This is a genomic window from Collinsella sp. CLA-AA-H302 (assembly GCF_040093305.1).
Classification (GTDB): domain Bacteria; phylum Actinomycetota; class Coriobacteriia; order Coriobacteriales; family Coriobacteriaceae; genus Collinsella.
Window position 1 is genome coordinate 1 of sequence record NZ_JBBNJW010000002.1, and the last position, 22,852, is coordinate 22,852.

The 22,852-nt window shown below is 59.0% G+C and carries 16 protein-coding genes; 15 read left to right on the forward strand and 1 reads right to left on the reverse strand.

Translation table 11 applies throughout. From position 1 onward, the window contains the following. Window positions 1-17 precede the first annotated feature (17 nt). Complete coding sequence (locus AAAV21_RS01345; protein ID WP_349106907.1) at window positions 18-788, reverse strand: serine hydrolase; 771 nt, start codon at window positions 786-788, stop codon at window positions 18-20. Window positions 789-985: 197 nt separating this feature from the next. Between AAAV21_RS01345 and AAAV21_RS01350 the strand changes: the two genes are divergently transcribed. From AAAV21_RS01350 to AAAV21_RS01420, 15 genes are all read left to right on the forward strand, one after another. Then, window positions 986-1,681: a response regulator transcription factor gene (locus AAAV21_RS01350; protein WP_349106909.1), complete on the forward strand. Its 696-nt coding sequence runs from the start codon at window positions 986-988 to the stop codon at window positions 1,679-1,681. A gap of 25 nt (window positions 1,682-1,706) precedes the next feature. Beyond that, on the forward strand, window positions 1,707-2,945 hold the full coding sequence (locus AAAV21_RS01355; protein WP_117628977.1) for an ATP-binding protein: 1,239 nt from the start codon (window positions 1,707-1,709) through the stop codon (window positions 2,943-2,945). A gap of 103 nt (window positions 2,946-3,048) precedes the next feature. Then, complete coding sequence (gene pstB / locus AAAV21_RS01360) at window positions 3,049-3,924, forward strand: phosphate ABC transporter ATP-binding protein PstB (protein WP_349106910.1); 876 nt, start codon at window positions 3,049-3,051, stop codon at window positions 3,922-3,924. Between the two features lie 64 nt (window positions 3,925-3,988). Further along, window positions 3,989-4,717, forward strand: coding sequence for a response regulator transcription factor (locus AAAV21_RS01365; RefSeq protein WP_089572665.1), 729 nt, complete (start codon window positions 3,989-3,991; stop codon window positions 4,715-4,717). Between the two features lie 3 nt (window positions 4,718-4,720). After that, entirely contained in the window at window positions 4,721-6,145 is a 1,425-nt protein-coding gene (locus AAAV21_RS01370) for an ATP-binding protein (protein WP_349106911.1), read from the forward strand. Window positions 6,146-6,340: 195 nt separating this feature from the next. Continuing rightward, a complete protein-coding gene (locus AAAV21_RS01375) occupies window positions 6,341-6,997 on the forward strand; it encodes a Wzz/FepE/Etk N-terminal domain-containing protein (RefSeq protein ID WP_117716626.1) in 657 nt (218 codons plus the stop codon). A gap of 2 nt (window positions 6,998-6,999) precedes the next feature. Further along, window positions 7,000-7,737, forward strand: a complete 738-nt coding sequence (locus tag AAAV21_RS01380; protein ID WP_349106914.1) for a CpsD/CapB family tyrosine-protein kinase — start codon at window positions 7,000-7,002, stop codon at window positions 7,735-7,737. A 17-nt stretch (window positions 7,738-7,754) separates the two neighbouring features. Beyond that, entirely contained in the window at window positions 7,755-8,405 is a 651-nt protein-coding gene (locus tag AAAV21_RS01385; protein ID WP_022094060.1) for a CpsB/CapC family capsule biosynthesis tyrosine phosphatase, read from the forward strand. Window positions 8,406-8,444: 39 nt separating this feature from the next. Further along, entirely contained in the window at window positions 8,445-8,948 is a 504-nt protein-coding gene (locus AAAV21_RS01390; protein ID WP_349106915.1) for a GNAT family N-acetyltransferase, read from the forward strand. A gap of 202 nt (window positions 8,949-9,150) precedes the next feature. Further along, the gene (gene htpG, locus AAAV21_RS01395) at window positions 9,151-11,175 is read left to right on the forward strand and encodes a molecular chaperone HtpG (RefSeq protein WP_349106918.1); all 2,025 of its coding nucleotides are present in this window, start codon (window positions 9,151-9,153) and stop codon (window positions 11,173-11,175) included. A 512-nt stretch (window positions 11,176-11,687) separates the two neighbouring features. Further along, the gene (locus tag AAAV21_RS01400) at window positions 11,688-14,462 is read left to right on the forward strand and encodes a YhgE/Pip domain-containing protein (protein ID WP_271743794.1); all 2,775 of its coding nucleotides are present in this window, start codon (window positions 11,688-11,690) and stop codon (window positions 14,460-14,462) included. Next, complete coding sequence (locus AAAV21_RS01405; RefSeq protein WP_117655508.1) at window positions 14,463-16,652, forward strand: YhgE/Pip domain-containing protein; 2,190 nt, start codon at window positions 14,463-14,465, stop codon at window positions 16,650-16,652. Between the two features lie 201 nt (window positions 16,653-16,853). After that, window positions 16,854-17,828, forward strand: a complete 975-nt coding sequence (locus AAAV21_RS01410) for a DMT family transporter (RefSeq protein WP_349106920.1) — start codon at window positions 16,854-16,856, stop codon at window positions 17,826-17,828. 436 nt (window positions 17,829-18,264) lie between these two features. Beyond that, window positions 18,265-19,578 (forward strand): histidine--tRNA ligase, encoded by a 1,314-nt coding sequence (gene hisS / locus AAAV21_RS01415; protein ID WP_117743175.1) that lies wholly within the window; start codon window positions 18,265-18,267, stop codon window positions 19,576-19,578. A 338-nt stretch (window positions 19,579-19,916) separates the two neighbouring features. Continuing rightward, complete coding sequence (locus AAAV21_RS01420; RefSeq protein ID WP_349107252.1) at window positions 19,917-22,649, forward strand: phosphoenolpyruvate carboxylase; 2,733 nt, start codon at window positions 19,917-19,919, stop codon at window positions 22,647-22,649. Window positions 22,650-22,852: the final 203 nt, after the last annotated feature.

Sequence of the window (22,852 nt, forward strand, 5' to 3'; positions counted from 1 at the left end):
ATCTTGTCAATTCTGGTCTAACAGAGCCAATAGTTATGCGTGTCCATGGAATGCGAATGGTCGGCGCCGTCGGCGCCCGTGACCTCGATCCAGGAATCCTCGCTCGCTACGACCTCGCGGATCGTGTCGTTTTTCATGGCCTCCTGCATCATCAGCGCTACGTCGTGTGCGGTTGAGTGCATATCGCCAGCCCACTCATCAAAGTCCAGACCATGCGGGTTTTCAAAAAGCGTACCGGTGCAGCCGAGCTTCTTAGCGCGCTCGTTCATGGCCTTCACAAAGGTGGCCTCGGCGTCTTTGGTCTTAGGCTCGATCTTCTTGCCCACATATTCGGCGAGCACGATGGCGGCGTCGTTGCCCGAGGGAATCATCAGGCCGCGCAGTGCCTGCTCCACGGTAAGCTCGTCGCCTTCGAGCAAGCCGGCGGTCGAATTGCCCACGGTGGCCGCGGTGTTGCTCACCGTGACCTTCTCGTCCATCTTGCAATTCTCGACGGTTAGGATTGCGGTCATGACCTTGGTGATCGAGGCGATTTTGACCTGCTCATCGGCGCCGCGCCCATAGTAGACGGTGCCGTCTTTGCCCATGACGAGGGCATTGGTCGCATCGATATCGGGCAGGTTTTCGGCCGTGATGCCGCGCGCATCGGCGGTTTTGCCGCAAACATTGTCGGTCGTGAGCACTTGGGCGCCGGCGACGGTGGGCACGCCAGCGGCAAGGGCGATAGCGCAGACAAAGCCGGCGGCAAGCTGGGCTGAGCGCTTTGCAAAAGAGATGAGGGACTTCACAGATTTCGCTTTCGACGGGATGGTCTCTTCTGGAACTAGAGTATATCGTTTGCCGGTGTCGGCGATCATCGCGTGCGTGCGTGGCCCACATCCGCGCCCGAACGGGCACAAGGGTGCTTAAGGCCGACTTAATCACCCACGCTTGTTGTGTGTGGCATGCGCCCCCTCGGGCATAATGGAGCGCGAGAGGAGCACGCATGAACGAGCGCATTTTGGTAGTTGATGACGAAAAGGCCATCGCCGACTTGGTTGGTATCTACCTTACAAAAGAAGGCTTTGACGTACAGGTCGCCTATAGCGGGGCCGATGCTGCCAAGGCGATTCTGGAGCAGGAGTTTGATCTGGCGCTGCTGGATGTCATGCTGCCTGATATCGACGGCTTTGAGCTGCTGCGCACCATCCGCGCTAGCCATACCTACCCCGTTATTATGTTGACGGCACGCGATGCCCAGCAGGATAAGATCGAGGGGCTCTCGCTTGGCGCGGACGATTATGTGGTCAAGCCGTTCCGTCCGCTTGAGCTCATCGCACGCGTGCACGCTCAGCTTCGTCGCTACACCAGCTACGGTAGCCGCGCGCAGGCGGCCGAGTCGCCGACCATCCAGCTCGACGGCCTTGAGATCAACCGCGATGCTCGTTCCGTGACAGTGGACGGTTCACCGGTTCGCCTCACGCCCATCGAGTATTCCATCTTGCTGTATCTGGTCGAGCATCGCGGCAGCGTGGTGGCCGTGGAGGACCTGTTCCGCGCGGTGTGGAACGAGGATTTTATGCCCGGCTCCAAAAATACGGTGATGGTGCACATTCGCCACCTGCGCGAAAAGATCGGCGACGACGCTCAAAAGCCGCGCTTTATCAAAAACGTCTGGGGTGTCGGCTACATAATCGAATAGCGCCTTTGATGGTGGGGAAGTGGATATGACAAAAGACGATAGGCGGGTATTCGAGGTGCCCGATCGACTCTTTGAATACGTAAGGGCGGTCGTTGACAACCGTGCGTTGGCGACGGTACTGCTCTTTATGCTGAGTCTGCTGCTCATCGGCATCGACAATATCGTTGGCATCCTGGCGGTGCTGCTCATTGGCTTTTTGCTGATCGATCGATTCGAAATCGTTCGCCGCTGCGTGGTAATCGGCGGTGCCGCGTGGACCCTTACGCTGGCGATCGGGGCCCTGGCGCTTGGCGGTATTCGCGAGCCCGTGTTCTTTGATGCCGGCTTTGTGTTCAACATGCTTGGCTTTGTGCTGGCACTTGCCGTGTGCGTCCTGTTCTTTTGCGGGCGTGCCCTGTACTACCAGGGTTATGAGCAGGGCGAGCAGCATGCCGACCGCGTGATCGCCGCCCGCATTCAGGACCGTCTGATCGATAACCCCGACACATGGGACAACATTGACGGCGACTTCCTCGAGGTCGAGGGCGCGCTCAACCGGGTGCGCGATTGCGAGCGTAGGGTTCAACAAGCCCTGCGTGACGAATCCCACCGCAAAGATGACCTGGTGACGTACCTGGCGCACGACCTGCGCACGCCGCTCGCCAGCGTGGTGGGCTACCTTTCGCTCTTGCAGGAGGCCCCCGATTTGCCGCTTGAGCAGCGCGCACGTTTTACGGGCGTGGCACTCGACAAGGCCCACCGGCTCGATGCGCTCATCGAGGAGTTCTTCGACATCACGCGCTTTGATTTCCACGATATCGTGCTCACCCGCAGCTACGTCGATTTGGGGCTCTTACTGGCACAGGTGGCCGACGAGTTCTATCCCATTCTCAACGAACAGCATAAAGAAGCCCAGGTTGATATCTGCGAGGATCTGACGGTGCTCGTGGACGGCGACAAGATGGCTCGCGTATTCAACAACATCATGAAAAACGCCGTTGCCTATAGCTATGAAGGCTCGATGATCACGATTGAGGCCAGGCGCCAAGACGATGGCGGCGTGCGCGTACGATTTATAAACCAGGGCGATCCTATCCCTGCGGCAAAGCTCAAGGTGATCTTTGAGAAGTTCTATCGCCTGGATGCGGCGCGTGCAACCAATCGCGGTGGCGCCGGTCTGGGCCTTGCTATTGCCAAGGAGATCATCGCGGCACACGGCGGTACCGTTGCATGTGAATCGACGCCCGAACACACGATATTCACCATCGAGCTACCCGCCGCATAGCCAGCGTGCCCTTACAAACACTTGACAATGTGCTCACGTGCGTATGAGCCGCGATTCCTACTATCGATACTGCTGAATTGATATCGATATGGAGGTATGCGGTATGACGGCTGCTGCGGCTGTGGAGCCCACGGAGCTTGAAGAACTCATGGAAGCGCAGGCCGAGGCCGCGCATGAGCGCGAGGTTGGGGATGCGACTCGCCCCACGGCAGAGGATCTTGCCGCCTCGCCGACACGCATCGATGTCGAGGGCCTCGACCTGTTCTATGGCGACCACCATGCGCTCAAGGACGTGAATATCAAGATCCGCGACAAGCAGATCACCTCGTTCATCGGGCCTTCGGGCTGCGGAAAGTCCACGTTGCTGCGCTGCTTTAACCGCATGAACGACGGCATCAAGGATTGCCGCATCGAGGGCAAGATTACGCTCGATGGTCAAGATATCCTGGGCGATTACGACATCTGCCGTTTGCGCCAGCGCGTGGGCATGGTGTTCCAGCGCCCCAACCCGTTTCCCATGAACATCTACGATAACGTCGCCTACGGTCCGCGCGGTATGGGTGTGCGCGATCGCGCCGTGCTCGATGGGCTGGTCGAGGACTCCCTTCGTCGCGCTGCGCTATGGGATGAGGTCAAGGACAAGCTCAAGGAGTCGGGCCTGGGTCTTTCGGGTGGACAGCAGCAGCGCCTGTGCATTGCCCGCGCACTTGCCGTGCAGCCCGGCATTCTGCTGATGGACGAGCCGACCTCGGCGCTCGACCCCGTGTCGACGCTCGTGGTGGAGCAGCTTGCCTGCGAGCTCAAGGAAACCTGCACGTTGGTGGTCGTGACGCACAACATGCAGCAGGCCGCGCGTATTTCCGATTCGGTTGCGTTCTTTTTGCTGGGTGAGCTGGTGGAGCACGCGCCTACCGCGCAACTCTTCAAAAATCCGTCCGATCCGCGCACGGCAGATTATTTGACGGGGCGTTTTGGCTGACGCTGTCTTTTACAGGTGCTTTTAGGGTTAAGATGCGGTCATATCGGCCGCAAAGGGGTTCAACATGATCTATTACGTCGAGGACGATGACAACATCAGGGATTTGACGGTCTACGCGCTGCGCAAGCAGGGAATCGAGGCCGAGGGCTTTTCGTGCGATGGCGAGTTTAAGGCTGCCGTGGCGCGACGGGTGCCCGATGCTGTGCTGCTCGATATCATGCTGCCCGACACCGATGGCCTAGCGATTATGCGTCGCCTGCGTGCCGATCGCCTGACGGCGACGGTGCCCATCATGATGCTTACCGCCAAGGACACCGAGCTCGACAAGGTGATGGCGCTCGATGGCGGTGCCGACGATTACCTGACCAAGCCGTTTTCGCTCATGGAGCTTGCCAGCCGTTGCCGTGCGCTGCTGCGTCGCGGCGGCATGGTCAAGCAGGCGAGCGATGTGCTCAGCGTGGGCGACATCGTGCTTTCGCCCAGCCATCGCGAGGTGACCGTTGCCGGCGAGCCGCTTAAGCTCACCCTGCGCGAGTTCGACCTGCTCGAGTACCTCATGCGCAAGCCCGGCGTTGTCTTTACCCGCGAGTCGTTGCTGCAGAGCGTGTGGGGCTGGGACTTCGACGGCGGTTCGCGCACCGTTGACGTGCACGTGCAGACGCTTCGCCAAAAACTGGGCGAGCATGCCAGCGCCATCGAGACCGTGCGCGGCGTGGGCTATCGCCTGGCCGAGCCTTCTGCCGGTGATGGTGCCGAAGGCGACGACACCGCGGCCACCGCATCGGAGGAGTAACCCGTGGTCTTCGCCCCCCAGGGAAAACATACGCTGTCGCACCGCGTTTTTGTGACGATCTTTGTCTGCGCCATGGCGGTTATCGTGGCGTTTACGGTGCTGGGTGCGTTCTTTGTGCAAAACACCTTGGCGGATGCCACGAGTGCCAATCTGGCGCAGGAAACCGAGCTCATTGCTGCCGCCCTCGACGAGCAGCAGGAGCCCATCCCGTTCTTGCGTAGCCTCGATCGCGAGGACTTGCGCATCACGCTGATTAACAAGGATGGATCGGTTGCCTACGACAACGAGGCGTCGCCTTCCACACTGCCCAACCACGGCGATCGCCCCGAGGTCATCGAGGCCTTTGAGAATGGTTCGGGTTCCGCGGAGCGTGCAAGCTCTACGCTCGACGAGATTATGCTGTATCGCGCCGTCGCCCTTGATAACGGCCAGGTTGTCCGCTTGGCGCAGGCCCAGCCTGGCGTTGCGGCGATTTTGCTGTCGATGGTGGCGCCGATGCTGCTTATCGCAGCAGCGGGTGCGGTACTCTCGTTTTTCATGGCGCGCCGCGAGTCCCGTGCCATCATCGCGCCGTTACAAGAGGTGGATTTGGACCACCCGCGCCGTAGCTATGAGCACGCCTATGCCGAGATGGTCCCCATGCTTGAGCGTATCGAGTCGCAGCGCCAGGAACTCAAGCGCCAAATGGCGGTGCTAGCGGACAACGACCGTATGCGCCGCGAGTTCACGGCGAATATCACCCATGAGCTCAAGACGCCACTTACGGCGATTTCGGGCTATGCCGAGCTCATCGCAAACGGCATGGTTGAGGGCGAGGATGACCTGCGCAACTTTGGCGGTCGCATCTATCGTGAGGCGGGCCGCTTGGCAGCGCTTGTCAACGATATCCTTACGCTGTCTAACTTGGACGAGGCCGAGCGTGCAACTGAGGGCGAGGCGGTGCCCATTGGGTCCACGGAGCCTATTGAGCTCTCGCGTGCCATCTACACGGTTGAGCAGCGTCTTGAACAGGTTGCCCGTCAGGCGAATGTGACGATAAGTCATGAGACCAAGCCTGTGGTCATCGAAGGCGTGTCGCGCTTGATTGACGAGCTCATCTACAATCTGGCAAGCAACGCCATCCGCTACAATCGACCCGGCGGTACGGTTACGCTGCAGTGCGGCACCAACGACGAAGGCCATCCGTTCCTCGCGGTCGCCGATACGGGAATCGGTATCGCGCCTGAAGAACAGGGCAAGGTATTTGAGCGGTTCTATCGCGTGGACAAGAGTAGGTCCAAGGCACGCGGCGGAACCGGCCTGGGGCTTGCCATTGTCAAGCATGCGGCCCTGTATCATCATGCCACGCTCGATCTATCGAGCGAGTTGGGCGTGGGAACCACCATTACGGTGGCGTTTCCCATACAGCAGGAGGAGCCATTCGCATAGCGATACAACATAGATAATGATGTAGACGCCGCATCGGACTTTCGGGTGCGGCGTTGTTGTGCAATTTTACGATCGCTTCCGTCATTTTTACAGGAGAGCCTGTTTCTTATGTATAGAGTTTGGTCTCGGTAAAAAGATGCGATAACATACGGACAGTTTTGTCAATCCGAACTGGGGAAATGAAAGGCAAGCTGCATGACCCTTCTCGAACTGTTCCAGCTGCTGAAGAAGCACCTCAAGCTGGTCATCACCCTTCCGGTGGTCTGCGCGATCGCCATGGGTATCGTGTCCTTCGCTGCGATGGACAACACCTATACCGCGACGACGAGCATGTACATTCTCGCCAAGACCGACGATAGCGGTCAGATGAGCTACAACGATCTCTCGGCGAGCCAGATGCTTTCCAACGATATCGCCACGCTGCTTGATAGCGATAGCGTCAAGAGCGGCGCCGCCAAAGAACTGGGCCTCACCGATTTGGATGACTACAAGGTGTCTGTTTCCTCCGAGACCACCACGCGTGTCATTACGCTTTCGGTTACCGGCACCGATGCCAAGGAGACGGCTGAGGTCGCAAAGGCCATGGCCAGCTCGGTGAGTACGGTCGCTCAGAACGTCGGCGCTGCCCAGAGCATCAACGTTATCGACGAGGCTAAGACCCCCGAAGCCCCCAGTGGCCCCAAGCGTACGCTGTATATTGCCGTCGCGTTCCTCGCCGGTATCTTTATCGCAGTTGCCTATGTCGTTTTGGCAGACATGCTCAATACCCGCATTCGCGGTGCCGAAGAGGCAGAAGAGCTCCTGGGTATTCCCGTTGTTGGCCGAATTCCGGCTATGAAAGGTGGTAAATAGGCATGGCTAAGGCAAAGAACACCGACAAGCTCGTTGTACAGAATGCCGCCAAGACCCTTCTGGCCAACATCCGCTTTGCGAGCGTGGACGACCCCATTCGTACCATCACCGTTACCTCCTCGATTCCCAACGAGGGCAAGTCTACGGTTTCCATTAACCTTGCTCAGGCAATCGCCACGAGCGGCAAGTCCGTGCTCCTGGTCGAGGCCGATATGCGCCGCAGGTCCCTTTCCGATATGCTCGGCGTTCGTTCGCGCGGTGGACTCTATGCGGTCCTTTCCGAGCAGATCTCCATTGACCAGGCAATTGTCGAGACGGGTCAGAAGAACTTCTACTTCCTCGATGCCGAGCCGCACATTCCCAATCCTGCCGACATCATCGTCTCCCATCGCTTTTCCAAGTTGGTCAAGGCACTGTCTGCTAAGTTCCAGTATGTCATCTTCGATGCTCCTCCGGTCGGCACCTTCATCGATGCTGCCGAGATTGCCAGCCTGACCGACGGCACGCTGTTCGTGGTGCGCGAGGACTTTACCAAGCGCGAAGAGGCGCTCAATGCTATCGCCCAGCTTAAGAAGTCCGAGAAGGTCAAGCTCATCGGTACCGTCATGAATTACTGTGAGACCGAGACCAGCGAGTACTACTATTCTTACTACACCAAGGACGGTAAGAAGGTTAAGAAGGGCTCCGACGGTCAGGGCACTTCCAAAAAGGGCATCTTCACCAACCGAGCAAACGTTTAGTTGATTAGGGCCGACCTATGCGTGACATTCATTGCCATATCTTGCCGGGGGTAGACGACGGCGCCGCCGATCTCGATGAGAGCTTGGCGATGCTCGAGGCTGCCAAGCGGGCCGGTGTAACCAGAATCGTTTGCACTCCTCACTGCCGTGATCCCTATTTTGATTACGACAAGATGTGGGATGCCTTTGAGCTGCTGCGCGATAACGCTGACGGTTTTCCGCTCCAGATGGGCTTCGAGGTCAACCATCGAAAGCTCGTTGAACTTGGTATCGATGCCGCGGAGCACTTGCATTTCGATGGGACCAACGAGTTCCTGCTCGAGCTTTCGACGCATGCCGATGCGTATGCGTTTAGAGAATACGAGAACACGATTTACGATTTGCAGTGCCGTGGCTACCAGGTGATCATCGCTCATCCTGAGCGCTATCGTGCGGTTCAAAAGGATGTAAGCGTGGCGGAACGCCTGGTCGATATGGGCTGCAAGCTGCAGGCTTCGGCGGACTTTATTGCCGGCGGTCGCTTTGGTCGCGAGAAAAAGCCGGCACAGCGCCTGTTCGATCAGAACCTGTACAGCTTCATCGCGAGCGATGCCCATAACGTGGGTCATTACGACTGCCTGGCGAAGGCTCGCGCGAAGTTTAGCGTGCGCGGAGCTCATTTTCGCTAAAATCTGTCCCTAACGTTCTCATTGAATGAAAGGGCAGCCATGGATATCCAACTTAAGACGGGATGCTTTGATGACGCGGCGTTGGTGCGCCGCGTCGTTTTTATGGACGAGCAGGGCTACGAGAATGAGTTCGACGCTATCGACGAGGACCCGAACTGCGTTCATGTGACGCTCTATGTAGACGGCGAGCTTGCCGGTTGCTCGCGCGTGTTTCCCGAAGAGCTTGAGCGCGCGGCTGACGCAGAGGCTCCGGTGTCGCCGGCGTGCGATTTGGACGAAGGCGTCGCGGCGGGGGAGACCTATATTATGGGGCGCGTGGCTGTACTGCCGAGCATGCGCCGTCGCGGTCTGGCGAGCAAGATTGTCGAGGCCAGTGATACGTGCGCGCGTGATGCCGGCGCCAAGCTCATTAAGCTGCATGCGCAGGAATACGTGCTGCCGCTCTATGCCAAGGCGGGCTACACGCAGATTGCCCCGGTGGACAATGAAGACGAGGGCCAGCCCCATGCTTGGATGGCCAAGCGGGTCGTGGGCGACAGATAGGGACGTTCCTTTTCTGCCGGCAGTTTGGGACACTCCTTGGCAATTGGCGCATCAGAGCGTTTGGACATACAGTTTTTCGATTCCGTATGTATATATGCGCGCTAATGGGTTATAAAATCTAAGTCTGAACATAGCAGGTCTGCGATGCGGCTCGGGCAACCGGGCCGTTTTTGCGGACGGGGGTAGCGCGAAAGGACTGCATATGCGTCAATTTAAGACCGAGAGCAAAAAACTGCTCGACCTCATGATCAACTCCATCTACACCAATAAGGAAATCTTCCTGCGCGAGCTTATCTCCAACGCGAGCGATGCCGTCGACAAGCTCAACTTTAAGAGCCTGCAGGATCCGAGTGTCAAGCTCGACCAGGGCGACCTGGCCATCCGTGTTTCCTTTGATAAAGATGCCCGTACCATCACCATTTCGGATAACGGTATCGGCATGACCGCCGAGGAGCTCGAGCGCAATCTGGGCACCATCGCCCATTCCGGCTCCGAGGAGTTTAAGACTGAGAACGCCGAGCAGCAGGGTTCCGATGTCGACATCATCGGTCAGTTTGGCGTGGGTTTCTACTCCGCCTTTATGGTCGCCAGCCACGTGAAGGTCGTCAGCCGCGCTTATGGCGAGGATACCGCCCACGTGTGGGAGTCTGATGGTCTTGAGGGTTATACCATCGAGGACGGCGAGCGCGCCGAGCACGGTACCGATGTTATCCTGACGCTGCGCGAGAACGAGAAGCTCGATGCCGACGGCGAGGCCGAGACCTACGATCGCTTCCTGACCGAGTGGGGCCTCAAGAGCCTGATTCAGCAGTACAGCAACTATGTGCGTTACCCGATCCAGATGATGGTGTCCAAGAGCCGCCAGAAGCCCAAGCCCGAGGATGCTGGCGATGACTACACGCCCGAGTACGAGGACTACCAGGAGCTCGAGACCGTCAATTCCATGACACCGATCTGGAAAAAGCGCAGCTCCGATGTCGAGCAGAAGGACTACGACGAGTTCTACAAGTCTACGTTCCACGACTTTGAGGATCCGGCGCGCACCATCAGCTTCCATGCCGAGGGCACGCTCGAGTACGACGCCCTGCTGTTTGTGCCGGGCCGCGCCCCGTTCGATCTGTACAGCAAGGACTACGAGAAGGGCCTGGCGCTTTACAGTTCCAACGTCCTGATCATGGAGAAGTGCGACGACCTTCTGCCCGACTATTACAACTTTGTCCGCGGCGTCGTGGATTCCGCCGACGTGTCGCTCAACATCTCGCGCGAGACGCTGCAGCAGAACCGTCAGCTTAAGGCCATTGCCAAGCGTGTGGAAAAGAAGATTACCGCCGACCTTGAGGATATGCGTGACAACGACCGCGAGGCCTACGAGAAGTTCTTTGAGAACTTTGGCCGCGGTCTTAAGTACGGCATCTACTCGAGCTATGGCATGAAGGCCGACGAACTTGCCGACCTGCTGCTGTTCTGGTCTGCCAAGGAACAGAAGATGATTACCCTGGCCGAGTATGCCAAGGGTATGCCCGAGGACCAGAAGGCCATCTACTACGCCGCCGGCGACTCGCGTGAGCGCTTGGCCAAGATGCCCGTGGTAAAGGGCGTGCTCGACCGCGGTTACGACGTGCTGCTTCTGACGCAGGACGTGGATGAGTTCACCTTCCAGGCCATGCGTGAGTACGTTGCTGCCGATATGCCCAAGATCTACGAGGACGATGCAGCTCGCGAGGCTGCCGAAAAGGCCGTGGCCGACGGTGCCGAGCCCGAGGTCGAGGATCGTCACCTGGAGCTCAAGAACGTCGCGACCGGCGATCTTGATCTGGCGACCGAGGACGAGAAGAAGGAGGCCGAGGACGCCACCAAGGAAAACGAGGACCTCTTTAGCGCTATGAAGGAGGCGCTCGGTGACAAGGTCGAGAAAGTTGCCGTCTCCGCGCGCCTGACCGATGCCCCCGCTTGCATCACCACCGAGGGCCCGCTTTCGCTCGAGATGGAGAAGGTGCTCCAGAAGGGACCCGAGGGCGCGCCCGACGGCATGCCCAAGAGCCAGCGCGTGCTCGAGCTCAACGCTAAGCACCCGGTCTTTGACAAGCTTGTCGCTGCCCAGAAGGCGGGCGACGCTGACAAGATCAAGCAGTACTCCGGTCTGCTCTATGACCAGGCCCTGCTGGTCGAGGGCATTCTCCCCGAGGACCCCGTAGCCTTCGCAGCAGCTGTCTGCGAGCTTATGTAGTTTGGTAGTTACGCGGTTCTACGAACCGCGTAACTACTCGACGCTGCGCCTTTGGTTCCGCCGTTCTAACGAACGGCGGACCGGTCGACGCTGCGCGGGCACCAGAGCGACAACTTGTCATTCAAAGAGGACGGCATGACCAGAAGGTCTATGCCGTCCTCTTTTCATGCCAATTTGTTCGCTCTGGTGACCGCTCGCTGGCATTACCAAAACATCGACGGTCCAATAATGATCCCTTGGGGACGGAGAAAAAGTGGTCGTTGGGGGACGTTCTTGTTTGACTGGTAGTTTAAGAACGCCCCCGATGACTATTCGGATTGCTAATTTGTGCGGGTTGTGGTTTTGTGACCTGCTGAAATTTGAGATACTGTACAACTGTACGTTAACTAATCTTCGTAGTATATTGCTACCCGCAAAACTCAATACCATTGTGCTTCGAGACGCTAAAGCGCCTACGTACAATGGTTTTTGATAGTACGATTTGATTCAACGACAGGATGGATGGTCCAAGCGTGAGTCTCGGCAGCAAACTATCCAACGCAAAGGTCTCCTTTGCGATATTTAAGCGCGACATTAAGCGACTGCTTATGAACCCCGTCGCCCTGGTGGTTACCTTGGGCGTGTGCGTCATTCCCTCGCTGTATGCCTGGTACAACATCGTTGCCAACTGGGATCCGTACGGAAATACCCAGGGCATTAAAATCGCCATCGCCAACAACGATCAGGGCACCCAGAATGACTTGGTGGGCGAGCTCAATGCAGGCGATAAGGTGGTCGACCAGCTCAAGGAAAACGATCAGCTGGGCTGGACCTTCGTCGACTCGGCTGCCGATGCCAAAGAGGGCGTCGAGAGCGGGGAATACTACGCGGCGATCGTAATCCCCAAGAACTTCTCCGACAATCTTGTCTCGATGCTCGATGGCAATTACCATCAGCCGAAGCTCACCTATTACGTCAATGAGAAGAAGAGCGCCATTGCGCCCAAGGTCACCGATACCGGTGCCAACACCATCGAGGAGCAGATCAACTCGGAGTTTGTCTCCACGGTGGGCGAGACTGTTGCCAGTATCGCCAAGGATGCCGGTGTCGATTTAAAGGACAAGGCAACCCAGACTCAGGACTCGCTGACAAGTTCGGTGTCCGAGGCATCCGACACCTTGGGTGAGGTGCGCGATTCGATTGGCGATATGAATGCCGCCATCGATAAGACGAGTGGCGCTATCGCCTCGGCTGATGCGGCGCTTGCCGGCTTGCAAGGTCAGGCACCGTCGCTGACGCAGGCAATCTCCCAGGGCAACGACCTGCTGGGCGAGGCTCGCGCCACGGCGGGCAACTCTATCACCTCGCTCTCCAAGGCACTCTCGGAAGGTAGCCTTGCACTCACCAAGACGTCAGCCTCCGCGAACGCTGCGATTGGCAAGCTAACGGGTACGGTCACATCTACGACCACCCGCATCGACAACTCGCTCGAGTCTCTCCAGGCGACGATCGATCACAATAAGGCCGTTATCGGGCACTTGGAGATTCTCGTTAATGACACGTCGACAGGTTCCGAGGAAATTGACGCGCGCATTGTATCGACCATCGATTCGCTTCGCGAGCAAAACCAGAAGCTGCAGAGCATCAAGGATGGCCTTTCTGCACAGTCGAGCGCCATGGCAAACGACGCTACGGCAATCTCGAACGCGAGCAACGCACTCAACGCGGCAATTCAGACCGGTACGGCTAACCTCGGTCAGGCTCAGACCGATCTGGGTCAGAACGCACTTCCGAAGGCTTCGAGCGCGCTTGACTCCTTTGCCGCCGTTTCGGGCGATTTGACCGGCATTGTGTCGGGTATGACCCCCACGATAGCGAGCGCGCGCGGCACGCTGGCGCAGCTCGACGCCACGCTCAAGCAGGCAAAGACCACGCTGTCCCAAACCGACGCCTCCCTTGCCAAGGTTCAGGACAAGCTCGCGACCGCCGCCAATGACATTGCGGCGCTGCAGACCTCTGAGTCTATGGGCGAGTTAGCCGACCTCATGGACGTCGACGTCAATGACGTGGCAGATTTCATGGCATCTCCGGTTGAGCTGACGTCCAAGTCAATCTATCCGGTCAAGAGCTTTGGCTCGGGCATCGCGCCCTTCTACACCAATCTGGCGCTGTGGGTAGGCGGCTATGTGCTCATCGCTATCTATAAACTCGAGGTCGACCGCGAGGGCATCGGTAGCTTTACGGCGCGTCAGGGCTACTTTGGCCGCTGGCTGCTGCTGGTGATCCTGGGTGCGTTGCAGGCCATCATCGTTACGGTGGGAGATCTGGTCATTGGCGTTCAGTGCGTCAATCCGCTGCTCTTTGTACTGGGCGGCATCGCTATTTCGTTCACCTACGTCAACATCATCTATGCGCTGTCCACCACGTTTAAGCATATCGGTAAAGCCATTGGCGTCATCCTCGTCATTGTGCAGATCCCCGGCTCGTCGGGCATGTATCCCATCGAGATGATGCCCGGCTTCTTCCAATGGCTGCATCCGCTGCTGCCCTTCACCTATGGCATCAACCTGCTGCGCGAGACCGTCGGTGGCATGTATTCGTTCAACTACCTGTTCAACCTGTGCATCCTGGGCGTGTTCCTTGCCATCGCACTCTTTATTGGCTTGCAGCTGCGTCCGCTGCTGCTCAACCTCAACCTGCTCTTTGACAAGCAGCTTTCCACGACAGGCCTCATGATCTGCGAGTCCAACGACCTGCCGCGCCAGCGCTATTCGCTGCGCACGGCCATGCGCGTCATGCTCGATTCGGATTCGTACCGTCGCGAGCTGCTCGATCATGCCGTGGCGTTTGAGCATCGCTACCCGTACTACATCAAGGGCGGTTTTGCCGCCGTGGTAGGCGTGCAGGTTCTGCTCTTTGTGCTTTCGACGGTGCTCGATATCGACAATAACGGCAAGATCATCCTGCTCGTTATCTGGATCATTTCGGTTATCGCCATCTGCGGCTGGCTCATCAACATCGAATACATCCGTGCGAGCCTCAATACCCAGATGCGTATCTCGGCGCTTTCGGACGAGGACCTTCGCCGCGAGATGCGCGAGCACACGGCTGCCATCCCTGCCGCCCGTCGCATGTTTGGTCTCAACGCCAGCGAGCGTGGCGCCAAGGGAGGCGAACAGCCTACGAGCCGTCTGTCGCATATCGGTGCGCATCGTAAGGCTCAAGATGCCGACGGCGCTGACAACGTAAACGGAAACGACGGGGACACCACCTCGCTTGGCAAGCACTCTAAAGGAGGTGAGGCATAAATGAAAAACATCCTGCACCTGTTTAAGCGCGATGTCCAAAACGTGTCTCGCTCCGTGATCGGCATGGTCGTCGTGATGGGCCTGATCATCGTGCCATGTCTCTATGCATGGTTTAACATCGCCGGAAGCTGGGATCCCTACGGCAATACCGGCAACCTTAAGATTGCAGTGGTCAACACCGATGAGGGTTACGAGAGCGATCTGATTCCCGTCGAGGTCAACGTGGGCGAAAACGTAACCGCCACCCTGCGCGGCAACGAGAACTTCGACTGGGTCGTCCTCAACGACCGTGATAAGGCGATTGAGGGCGTTAAGTCGGGCGCGTACTACGCTGCCGTCGTTATCCCTAAAACGTTTAGCGCCGACATGATGACGCTTTTCTCGACCGAGGTGAAGCACGCCGATATCGAGTTCTATGAGAATCAGAAGGCCAACGCCATCGCACAGATCGTGACTGAAAAGGGTTCGAGCGCCGTCCAGAGTCAGGTCAACGAGACCTTTACCAAGACCATCACGACCATCGGCCTTAAGACCGTGTCCAGCCTGCTCGACTATATGAGTACCGACCAGGTGAGCAGCTTTATCGCCAATCTGTCCTCGACGCTGGGCGATTCGGTCGAGGACCTGCAGGACGTTCAGGCGAGTGCGACGTCGCTCGCGGGCATTTTGAGCTCCACGTCCGATTCACTGACATCGGCGGGCGGCATGCTCAAGCAGACGGGCACCGTTGATGAGTCGACGAAGCAGCTGATGGAGCACGCCAAGAGTGGCATCAATGATTCCAAGGAAGCGCTCAAGGCCGCCAACGATGCCGTTGACGCGGCGATTGACGGAAGCGCGGGCTCGTTCGACAACGTGTCCGCCGAGCTTGCGAAGGCATTCGATGCCGCGAATCAGCATGTTGACCTTACGGTGTCTCAGCTCAACGAAGCCGCAGCGGCGCTCAATACGCGTGCTGACGATATCGATGCGATGACCGATCAGCTCCGTAACCTTGCCGACCAGGTAAGTGATGACAAGCTCAAAGACGGTCTCGAGTCCGCTGCGACGTCGCTGGGCAGAATTGCCGTGGAGTACCGCAACAATGCGAAGGACCTGACGGCGACCGCAAAGTCCCTTTCGGACGGCATGGCGGAGGTCAACAACTCGCGTGCCGAGGTCGACCAGGCCATCGCCGATGCCAAGGCGGGTATCTCGGGAGCCAAGTCCGACTACGATTCCACGTTCTCGGTTAAGGCCAAGGAGCTCAAGAAGACCATTTCGGGCGTTCTGGATTCCCTGAACGGTATCTCGGGTGACTTGGATAGCGCCGTGAGCGGTCTGACCGACGCCTCTGGCTCGCTCGCAAAGGGCCTCTCCAAGGCTGCGACGCTGGTCAACAAGGCTTCCGATCAGCTGGGTGAGGCATCGGACAAGATCAGCGCCTTTAAGGACGAGCTCGATGGCGCCCTGATGTCGGACGACCTTGCCACGATCAAGACGATGATCGGCAACGATCCCGAGGGTTTGGCCGTGTCGCTTTCCGGCCCCGTCGCGCTCGACCGCAAGCCGGTCTATCCGATCCGCAATTACGGTTCGGCCATGGCGCCGTTCTATACGATCCTGTCGCTGTGGGTCGGCTCGATCGTGCTGGCGGCCATGATGAAGGTATCGGTTGACGATGAGCTCATCAACGAGCTGATCCCCGTGCGCCTGCACGAGATCTACCTGGGCCGCTACCTGTTCTTTGGAGGTCTGGCCCTGCTGCAGGCGACACTCGTGTGCGCGGGCGACATCCTGTTCTTTGGCATCCAATGCGACAACCCGCTGCAGTTTGTGCTGGCGGGCTGGGTCGCGAGTCTCGTGTTCTCCAATATCGTCTACACGCTCACGGTTTCGTTTGGCGATATCGGCAAGGCGCTCGCTGTCGTGCTGTTGGTCATGCAGGTCGGCGGTTCAGGCGGTACGTTCCCCATCGAGATGACCGGCCCCGTGTTCCAGGCGATCTACCCGTTCCTGCCGTTTACCCACGGCATCAACGCCATGCACGCCGCCATGGCTGGCGCCTACCATATGGAGTACTGGGTTGAGCTGGGTATCTTGGCGAGCTATCTGATTCCGTCGCTGGCCCTAGGTGTGGTCTTCCGCCGCCCAGTCATCAAAGCCAACGACTGGATCATCGAAAAGCTTGAAAGTACTAAATTAATCTAGCGCAACAATGTAAACGCCGTCGGAACATCGAGGTCTTCCAACCCGATGCTTTAGCGTAGTGAATTGCGTGGGCTGCTTGGTTGTTGCTACAGTAGCGGGGCGTGCCGGGGGTCCGGTGCGCCCCGTTTTTATTTGACCATGAGGCGGCACGCAGCCATACGCGTGCGGACACCACGCCCAGATTGAGTGTGAGGATGTTCCATGGCCCAATACGCTGCCAACGAAATCGAAAACATGCCCGATGGCCCTGTGGCCAGTGAGGATTTGGGCGCGGGCGGTATTCCCCGGGGCGCCGGCGCGCGCTCGCCGCTGTTCTGGAAGGTCTTGCTGCTTTCGGTGGCGATCATCTGGGGCTATTCCTTTACCACCATGAAGGACGCGCTCGATACCATTCCGGTGTTTGAGCTGCTCTACGTTCGCTTTCTCCCGGCATCGCTGGTTATGTTTGCCATTTTCCATAAGCGCATCATTGCGCATTTCAATGCTCGTAACCTGATCGTTGGACTGGGCATGGGCGCGCTCATGTGGGCCGCTTACGGATTTCAGACGCTTGGTCTGGCGCAGACTACGGCAGGCAAGAGTGCGTTTTTGACGGGCACGTACTGCATCCTTGTGCCGTTCGCGAGCTATTTTCTAAGCGGCGAAAAGCTTACTCGCTACAACCTGGGCGCGGCGCTGCTGTGCCTGGCGGGCATTGGCCTGGTGGCGCTCGATAGCGTCGAGTTCAACGCCGGCGATGTCATCACGCTGGGTGGCGCGGTCTTCTTCGCCATTCAGATGGCGGTGACCGCCAAGTACGGTCGCAAGATGGACATCAACGTCATCACGTTTTGGATGTTTGTGGGCAACGGCGTGTTGAGTCTGGTCTCGTCGCTGCTGTTCGAAACCCAGGCGCCTCTGTCTGTGTGGACGCCGAGCTTTATCGCCGTGATGGCCTTTCTTTCGGTGGGCTGCACGTGCGTGGCCCTGCTCATTCAAAATGTCGGCCTGGCACACGTCCCGGCCTCGACGGGCTCGTTGCTTCTTTCGATGGAGTCGCCTTCGGGCGTGCTGTTCTCGGTGCTGCTGATGGGGGAGGCGCTTACCTCGCGCCTGCTTGCCGGCTTCGCGCTCATCTTCCTGTCGATTATCTTGAGCGAGACGCACTTCGACTTTTTGCGCCGTCGTTCTCAGTAGTTCTAAATCGTCAAGATAAGGACATCAATCGTTAACAATGTGTTGCGGCCCGCGGATGCGGGCCGTTTTTGTATCTGCAGTCGGATATTCTGGCTTGTACACTTTACCTAAGTAGAGTATCTCGCAACCTGCATCCCCGCCCAATACGGTCGAATCTGCGATTTGTTGGGCGGGAAGGGAAAGACTTGCGGTTGTTGGTATTGTGGTCGCCCAGGGAGCCGAATGGATGCTCGTACCGTCATTCGGTTCTCTGGGTGGCCATAACCTTACGACATGCTCCGTTTCCCTTCGCCGCATGCGGGTCGGTCGCCGCGGCGGTGCATCGGGCCGAACGAGTTCCCATACCCTCGTTCGGTCAGATGCACCGCCGCGGCTTGTGTTTGTGCCGTATAATGACCGTTATCTATGACGCGATACAAAAGAAAGGTGTTTGCCCATGCAGGCACAGAAGGCGGAGGGAACCCGCGACCTTATCGGCGCCGAGATGCGCGCCTGGCAAAAGATGCAGCAGATTGCGGCCGGCGTGTTCGAGCCGTTTGGTTTTAAACCCATCGAGACGCCCGCGATCGAGCAGGTGGACGTGTTTGTCCACGGTATCGGCCAGTCGACCGACGTCGTGCGCAAGGAGATGTTCCGCGTCTTTAGCGGCGCCAACCTGGAGCGCGTCTTTACCGAGGGCACCGACACCAAACTCAAGCCCAAGCAGCGCCTGGCACTTCGCCCCGAGGGCACGGCTGGTGTGGTGCGCGCCGTCGTGGAGAACAATCTGGTGCCCCAGGGCTCCACGCCGTTTAAGGCGTACTATGCCGAGGCCATGTTCCGCGGCGAGCGTCCCCAGAAGGGTCGCCTGCGCCAGTTCCACCAGGTAGGCATCGAGTGGCTCGGCGCTCCCGATCCGGCGGCAGACGCCGAGTGCATCATTATGCTCATGGAGTTCTACAAGCGCCTGGGCTTCGATCTTTCCAAGCTTCGTCTGCTCATTAACTCGATGGGCGATGCCCAGTGCCGTCCGGCCTATCGCGAGCAGGTCAAGCAGTTCATTCTCGATCACGCCGACGAGATGTGCGATGAGTGCCGCGAGCGCGCCGAGCTCAACCCGTTGCGCGCCTTCGACTGCAAGAACGACCACTGCCGCGAGATCATGGCCGAGGCTCCGCTGATGGGTGACAACCTGTGCGACGAGTGCCGTGAGCACTACGAGCAGGTCAAGCGCTATCTGGATGCCGCTGGTATCGAGTATGTCGAGGATCCCACCCTGGTGCGTGGTCTGGACTACTACACCCGCACCGTCTTTGAGGTCGAGGCTCCCGGTGCCGGCGTCGGCTCCATCGGTGGCGGCGGCCGCTACGACGGCCTGGTCGAGCTCGAGGGTGGCAAGCCCACGGCGGGCGTCGGCTTTGCCGTCGGTTTTGAGCGCGCCCTGCTGGCCCTGCAGGCCTTTGGCAGCGATTTGGGTGCCGATGAGGCCCCGTGCGTCTATGTCGCCAACGCTGGCAAGGAGCTGCGCCAGAACGTCTTTGCCATTACGCAGGAGCTTCGTGCCGCAGGCATCGTGACCGAGGCCGACTATCAGGGCCGTTCGCTCAAGGCCCAGTTTAAGCAGGCCGACAAGGTGGGCGCTAAGCTCATCCTGGTCCTGGGTGGCGACGAGCTTGCCGCCGGCAAGGTCAAGGTGCGCGACATGGAGAGCCATGACGAGGTTCTCGTCGATCTGGCCAACGTGGTCGAGGCGGTTCGCGAGCGCCTGTAGCGCATCTTTTTGAGCTGCGGACCCGCTTGAGTGTCCCGTCCATTGCGAGCGATTGTTACGGGGGTGTTTCGCATTTATGCGGAATGCCCCCGTTTGTGTATGCCGTCCACCGAGAAATACGACCATTTAGAGCAAAAACCCTTGCAATGCAGAAAATACTTTTGTGTGGTAAAGCGCAATCAGTGTCGAAAGTATTTCGCAAGCGCCTATAATGAATACCGCATGTTACGTGCATAGAAGGAGGAATGGGAGGAAACGTGGCTGAGAACCTAAGCAACCAGTCTGTACCCGAAGCCGCGGCGCGCGTCGCTGCCGTGGTCAACCGCCTCGTTAACCGAATCGGCTCGAATGCCGAGTCCAGGGAGCGTCTCGCCGAGATCGAGATCCCCGAGGAGCTGCGCGACAATCTGGCGCTGTTCCTGCGCCTGGAGCGTCGTGTGCTTAGCGAGTATGATCCTGAGATCGCGGACCTGTTCGACAAGATCCTGACGGCCGAGATTGTGGCCAATGCCGGAAACCCCGGCGCCCGTGCTGCCGACGAGTCCGTCGACGAGCAGGGCGTGCCCACCGCCGACGAGCCCACCGCCGTGGCGTTTCGCGAGGTCGTTGATCTGATCGACAGTCTGCCGCTCGATAAGCAACAGGTTATCGTCCGCGCCTTTACGAGCTTCTTCCATCTGGCAAACCTGTCGGAGGAGAACTACCGCGTGGCGCAGCTGCGCGAGCGCGAGGCAGGTGCGTCGACCGATACCGAGGTCGATCCCGCCAACGAACTCACCGTCGCCTATCACCAGTTGGTAAACGAGATGGGTGTCGAGGGCGCCAACGAGCTGCTCGACAAGCTCGAGTTCCACCCTGTCTTTACCGCACATCCCACCGAGGCCCGTCGTAAGGCCGTCGAGGGCAAGATTCGCCGTATCTCCAACCTGCTGGAGGAGCGTCCGCGCCTGGGCGGCTCCGACCTGGTGGAGAACGAGCGCCATATGCTGCAGGAGATTGACGCCCTGGTGCGTACGAGCCCCATCGCACTTAAGAAGCCCACGCCGGTCGAGGAAGCCGATACCATCATCGACATCTTCGATAACACACTGTTCGATGTGATCCCCGTCATTTACCGTCGTTTTGACGACTGGGTGCTGGGCGACAAGGCCGGTACCGTGCCGCCGCTGTGCCCGGCGTTCTTCCATCCTGGCAGCTGGATCGGTTCCGACCGCGACGGCAACCCCAACGTTACCGCCAAGGTGAGCCGCGAGGTCGCCGCCAAGTACTTCACGCACATGGTGCTCAAGCTCGAGGACAAGTGCCGCCGCATCGGCCGCAACCTTACGCTCGAGGCCACCTACAGCAAGCCTTCTGCCGAGCTCATTAACCTGTGGAACCATCAGGTCGAGATGAGCCCTCGGTACACGGCCCGCGCCGAGCTGATCTCCGAGCACGAGCCGCATCGCGCCGTCATGCTCGTCATGGCCGATCGTCTGAACGCCACCGTGCGCCGTATCACCGACACCATGTACCACAGCGCCGACGAGTTCCTGGATGACCTGCGCGTCGTCCAGCGTTCGCTGGCTGCCTGCGGTGCCGTCCGTGCCGCCTACGGTCCGGTGCAGACCATCATCTGGCAGGTCGAGTCCTTCGGCTTCCATATGGTCGAGATGGAGTTCCGTCAGCACTCCGTGGTGCACGCCCGCGCCCTCAAGGATATCCACGAGAACGGTATCCATGGCGATCTGCAGCCCATGACGCGCGAGGTCATCGATACCTTCCGTGCCATCGGTTCCATCCAAAAGCGCTACGGCAAGAAGATGGCGCACCGCTACATCATCTCGTTCACCAAGAGCGCCCAGCATGTGGCCGACGTCTTTGAGCTTGCCCACCTGTCCTTTGCACACGAGGAGGATGTCCCCGAGCTCGACGTGATCCCGCTGTTCGAGCAGCTCGAGGACCTCGAGGGCTGTGTCGACGTGCTCGACCAGATGCTCACGCTGCCCGTGGTTCAAAAGCGCCTTGCCCAGACCAACCGCCGCATGGAGGTCATGCTGGGCTATTCCGACTCCTCCAAGGATGCCGGTCCTACCACGGCCATGCTCGCGCTGCACTCCGCGCAGGAGCGCATTGCCAAGTGGGCCGAGAAGAACGATATCGACCTTGTGCTCATGCACGGTCGCGGCGGTGCCGTGGGCCGTGGCGGCGGTCCGGCCAACAAGGCCGTGCTGGCGCAGCCCAAGGGTTCGGTCAACTGCTTCTTTAAGCTTACCGAGCAGGGCGAGGTCATCTTTGCCCGTTACGGTAACCGCACGCTAGCTCAGCGCCATGTTGAGTCCGTCGCCGCTGCAACGCTTTTGCAGTCGGCTCCGAGTGTCGAGAAGACCAACACCGAAACCACGCAGAAGTTCTGGGGCATGGCCGAGAAGCTCAACGCCGCAAGCCACGAGCGCTATCTGGACCTGCTGAACACCGAGGACTTTACACCGTGGTTCTCGACCGTGACGCCGCTGACCGAGGTCGGTCTGCTGCCGATCGGCTCGCGTCCCGCCAAGCGCGGCTTGGGTGCCAAGTCGCTCGACGACCTGCGTACCATTCCGTGGATCTTTAGCTGGAGCCAGGCGCGCATCAATCTGGCCGCTTGGTACGGCCTGGGTACCGCCTGCGAGCAGTTGGGCGACCTTGACCAGCTCAAGGCTGCCTACCAGGAGTGGCCGTTCTTCCGCACCTTTATCGACAACATCGAGATGTCGATCGCCAAGACCGATCAGCGCATCGCCAAGATGTATCTGCACCTGGGCGATCGCGATGATCTGTCCAAGAAGGTTTTCACCGAGATGCAGCTCACGCGTAAGTGGGTCCTTGCCATCGTCGGTGACGAGTGGCCGCTGCAGCGTCGTCGCGTGCTCGGCTGCGCCGTTCGCGTGCGTAACCCCTATGTCGACGCCCTGTCTATCGCCCAGGTCCGCGCCCTTCGCGAGGTGCGTATGAACCAGGATGAGATGGCCGAGGAGAAGAAGGCCGAGTACATGAGCCTGATTCTTTCGACTGTGACCGGCGTCTCGGCAGGATTGCAAAACACGGGGTAATCGATAGCCCTGTGGCTCTCACCGGGGACCGCCGTATGCCTGCTTTCCGGCGCGTCCTCGGACATGCAAGAAGCCCTCGCTGCGCACTTCGTGCGGCGAGGGCTTCTTGCGTCCTGCGGAGTGCGCCGGAAAGCAGGCATACGGCGGGCCCCTTCGTCCTCGGTCTTCGGCGGATTACTGCTGGGGGAAAGATAGTGCGCTTC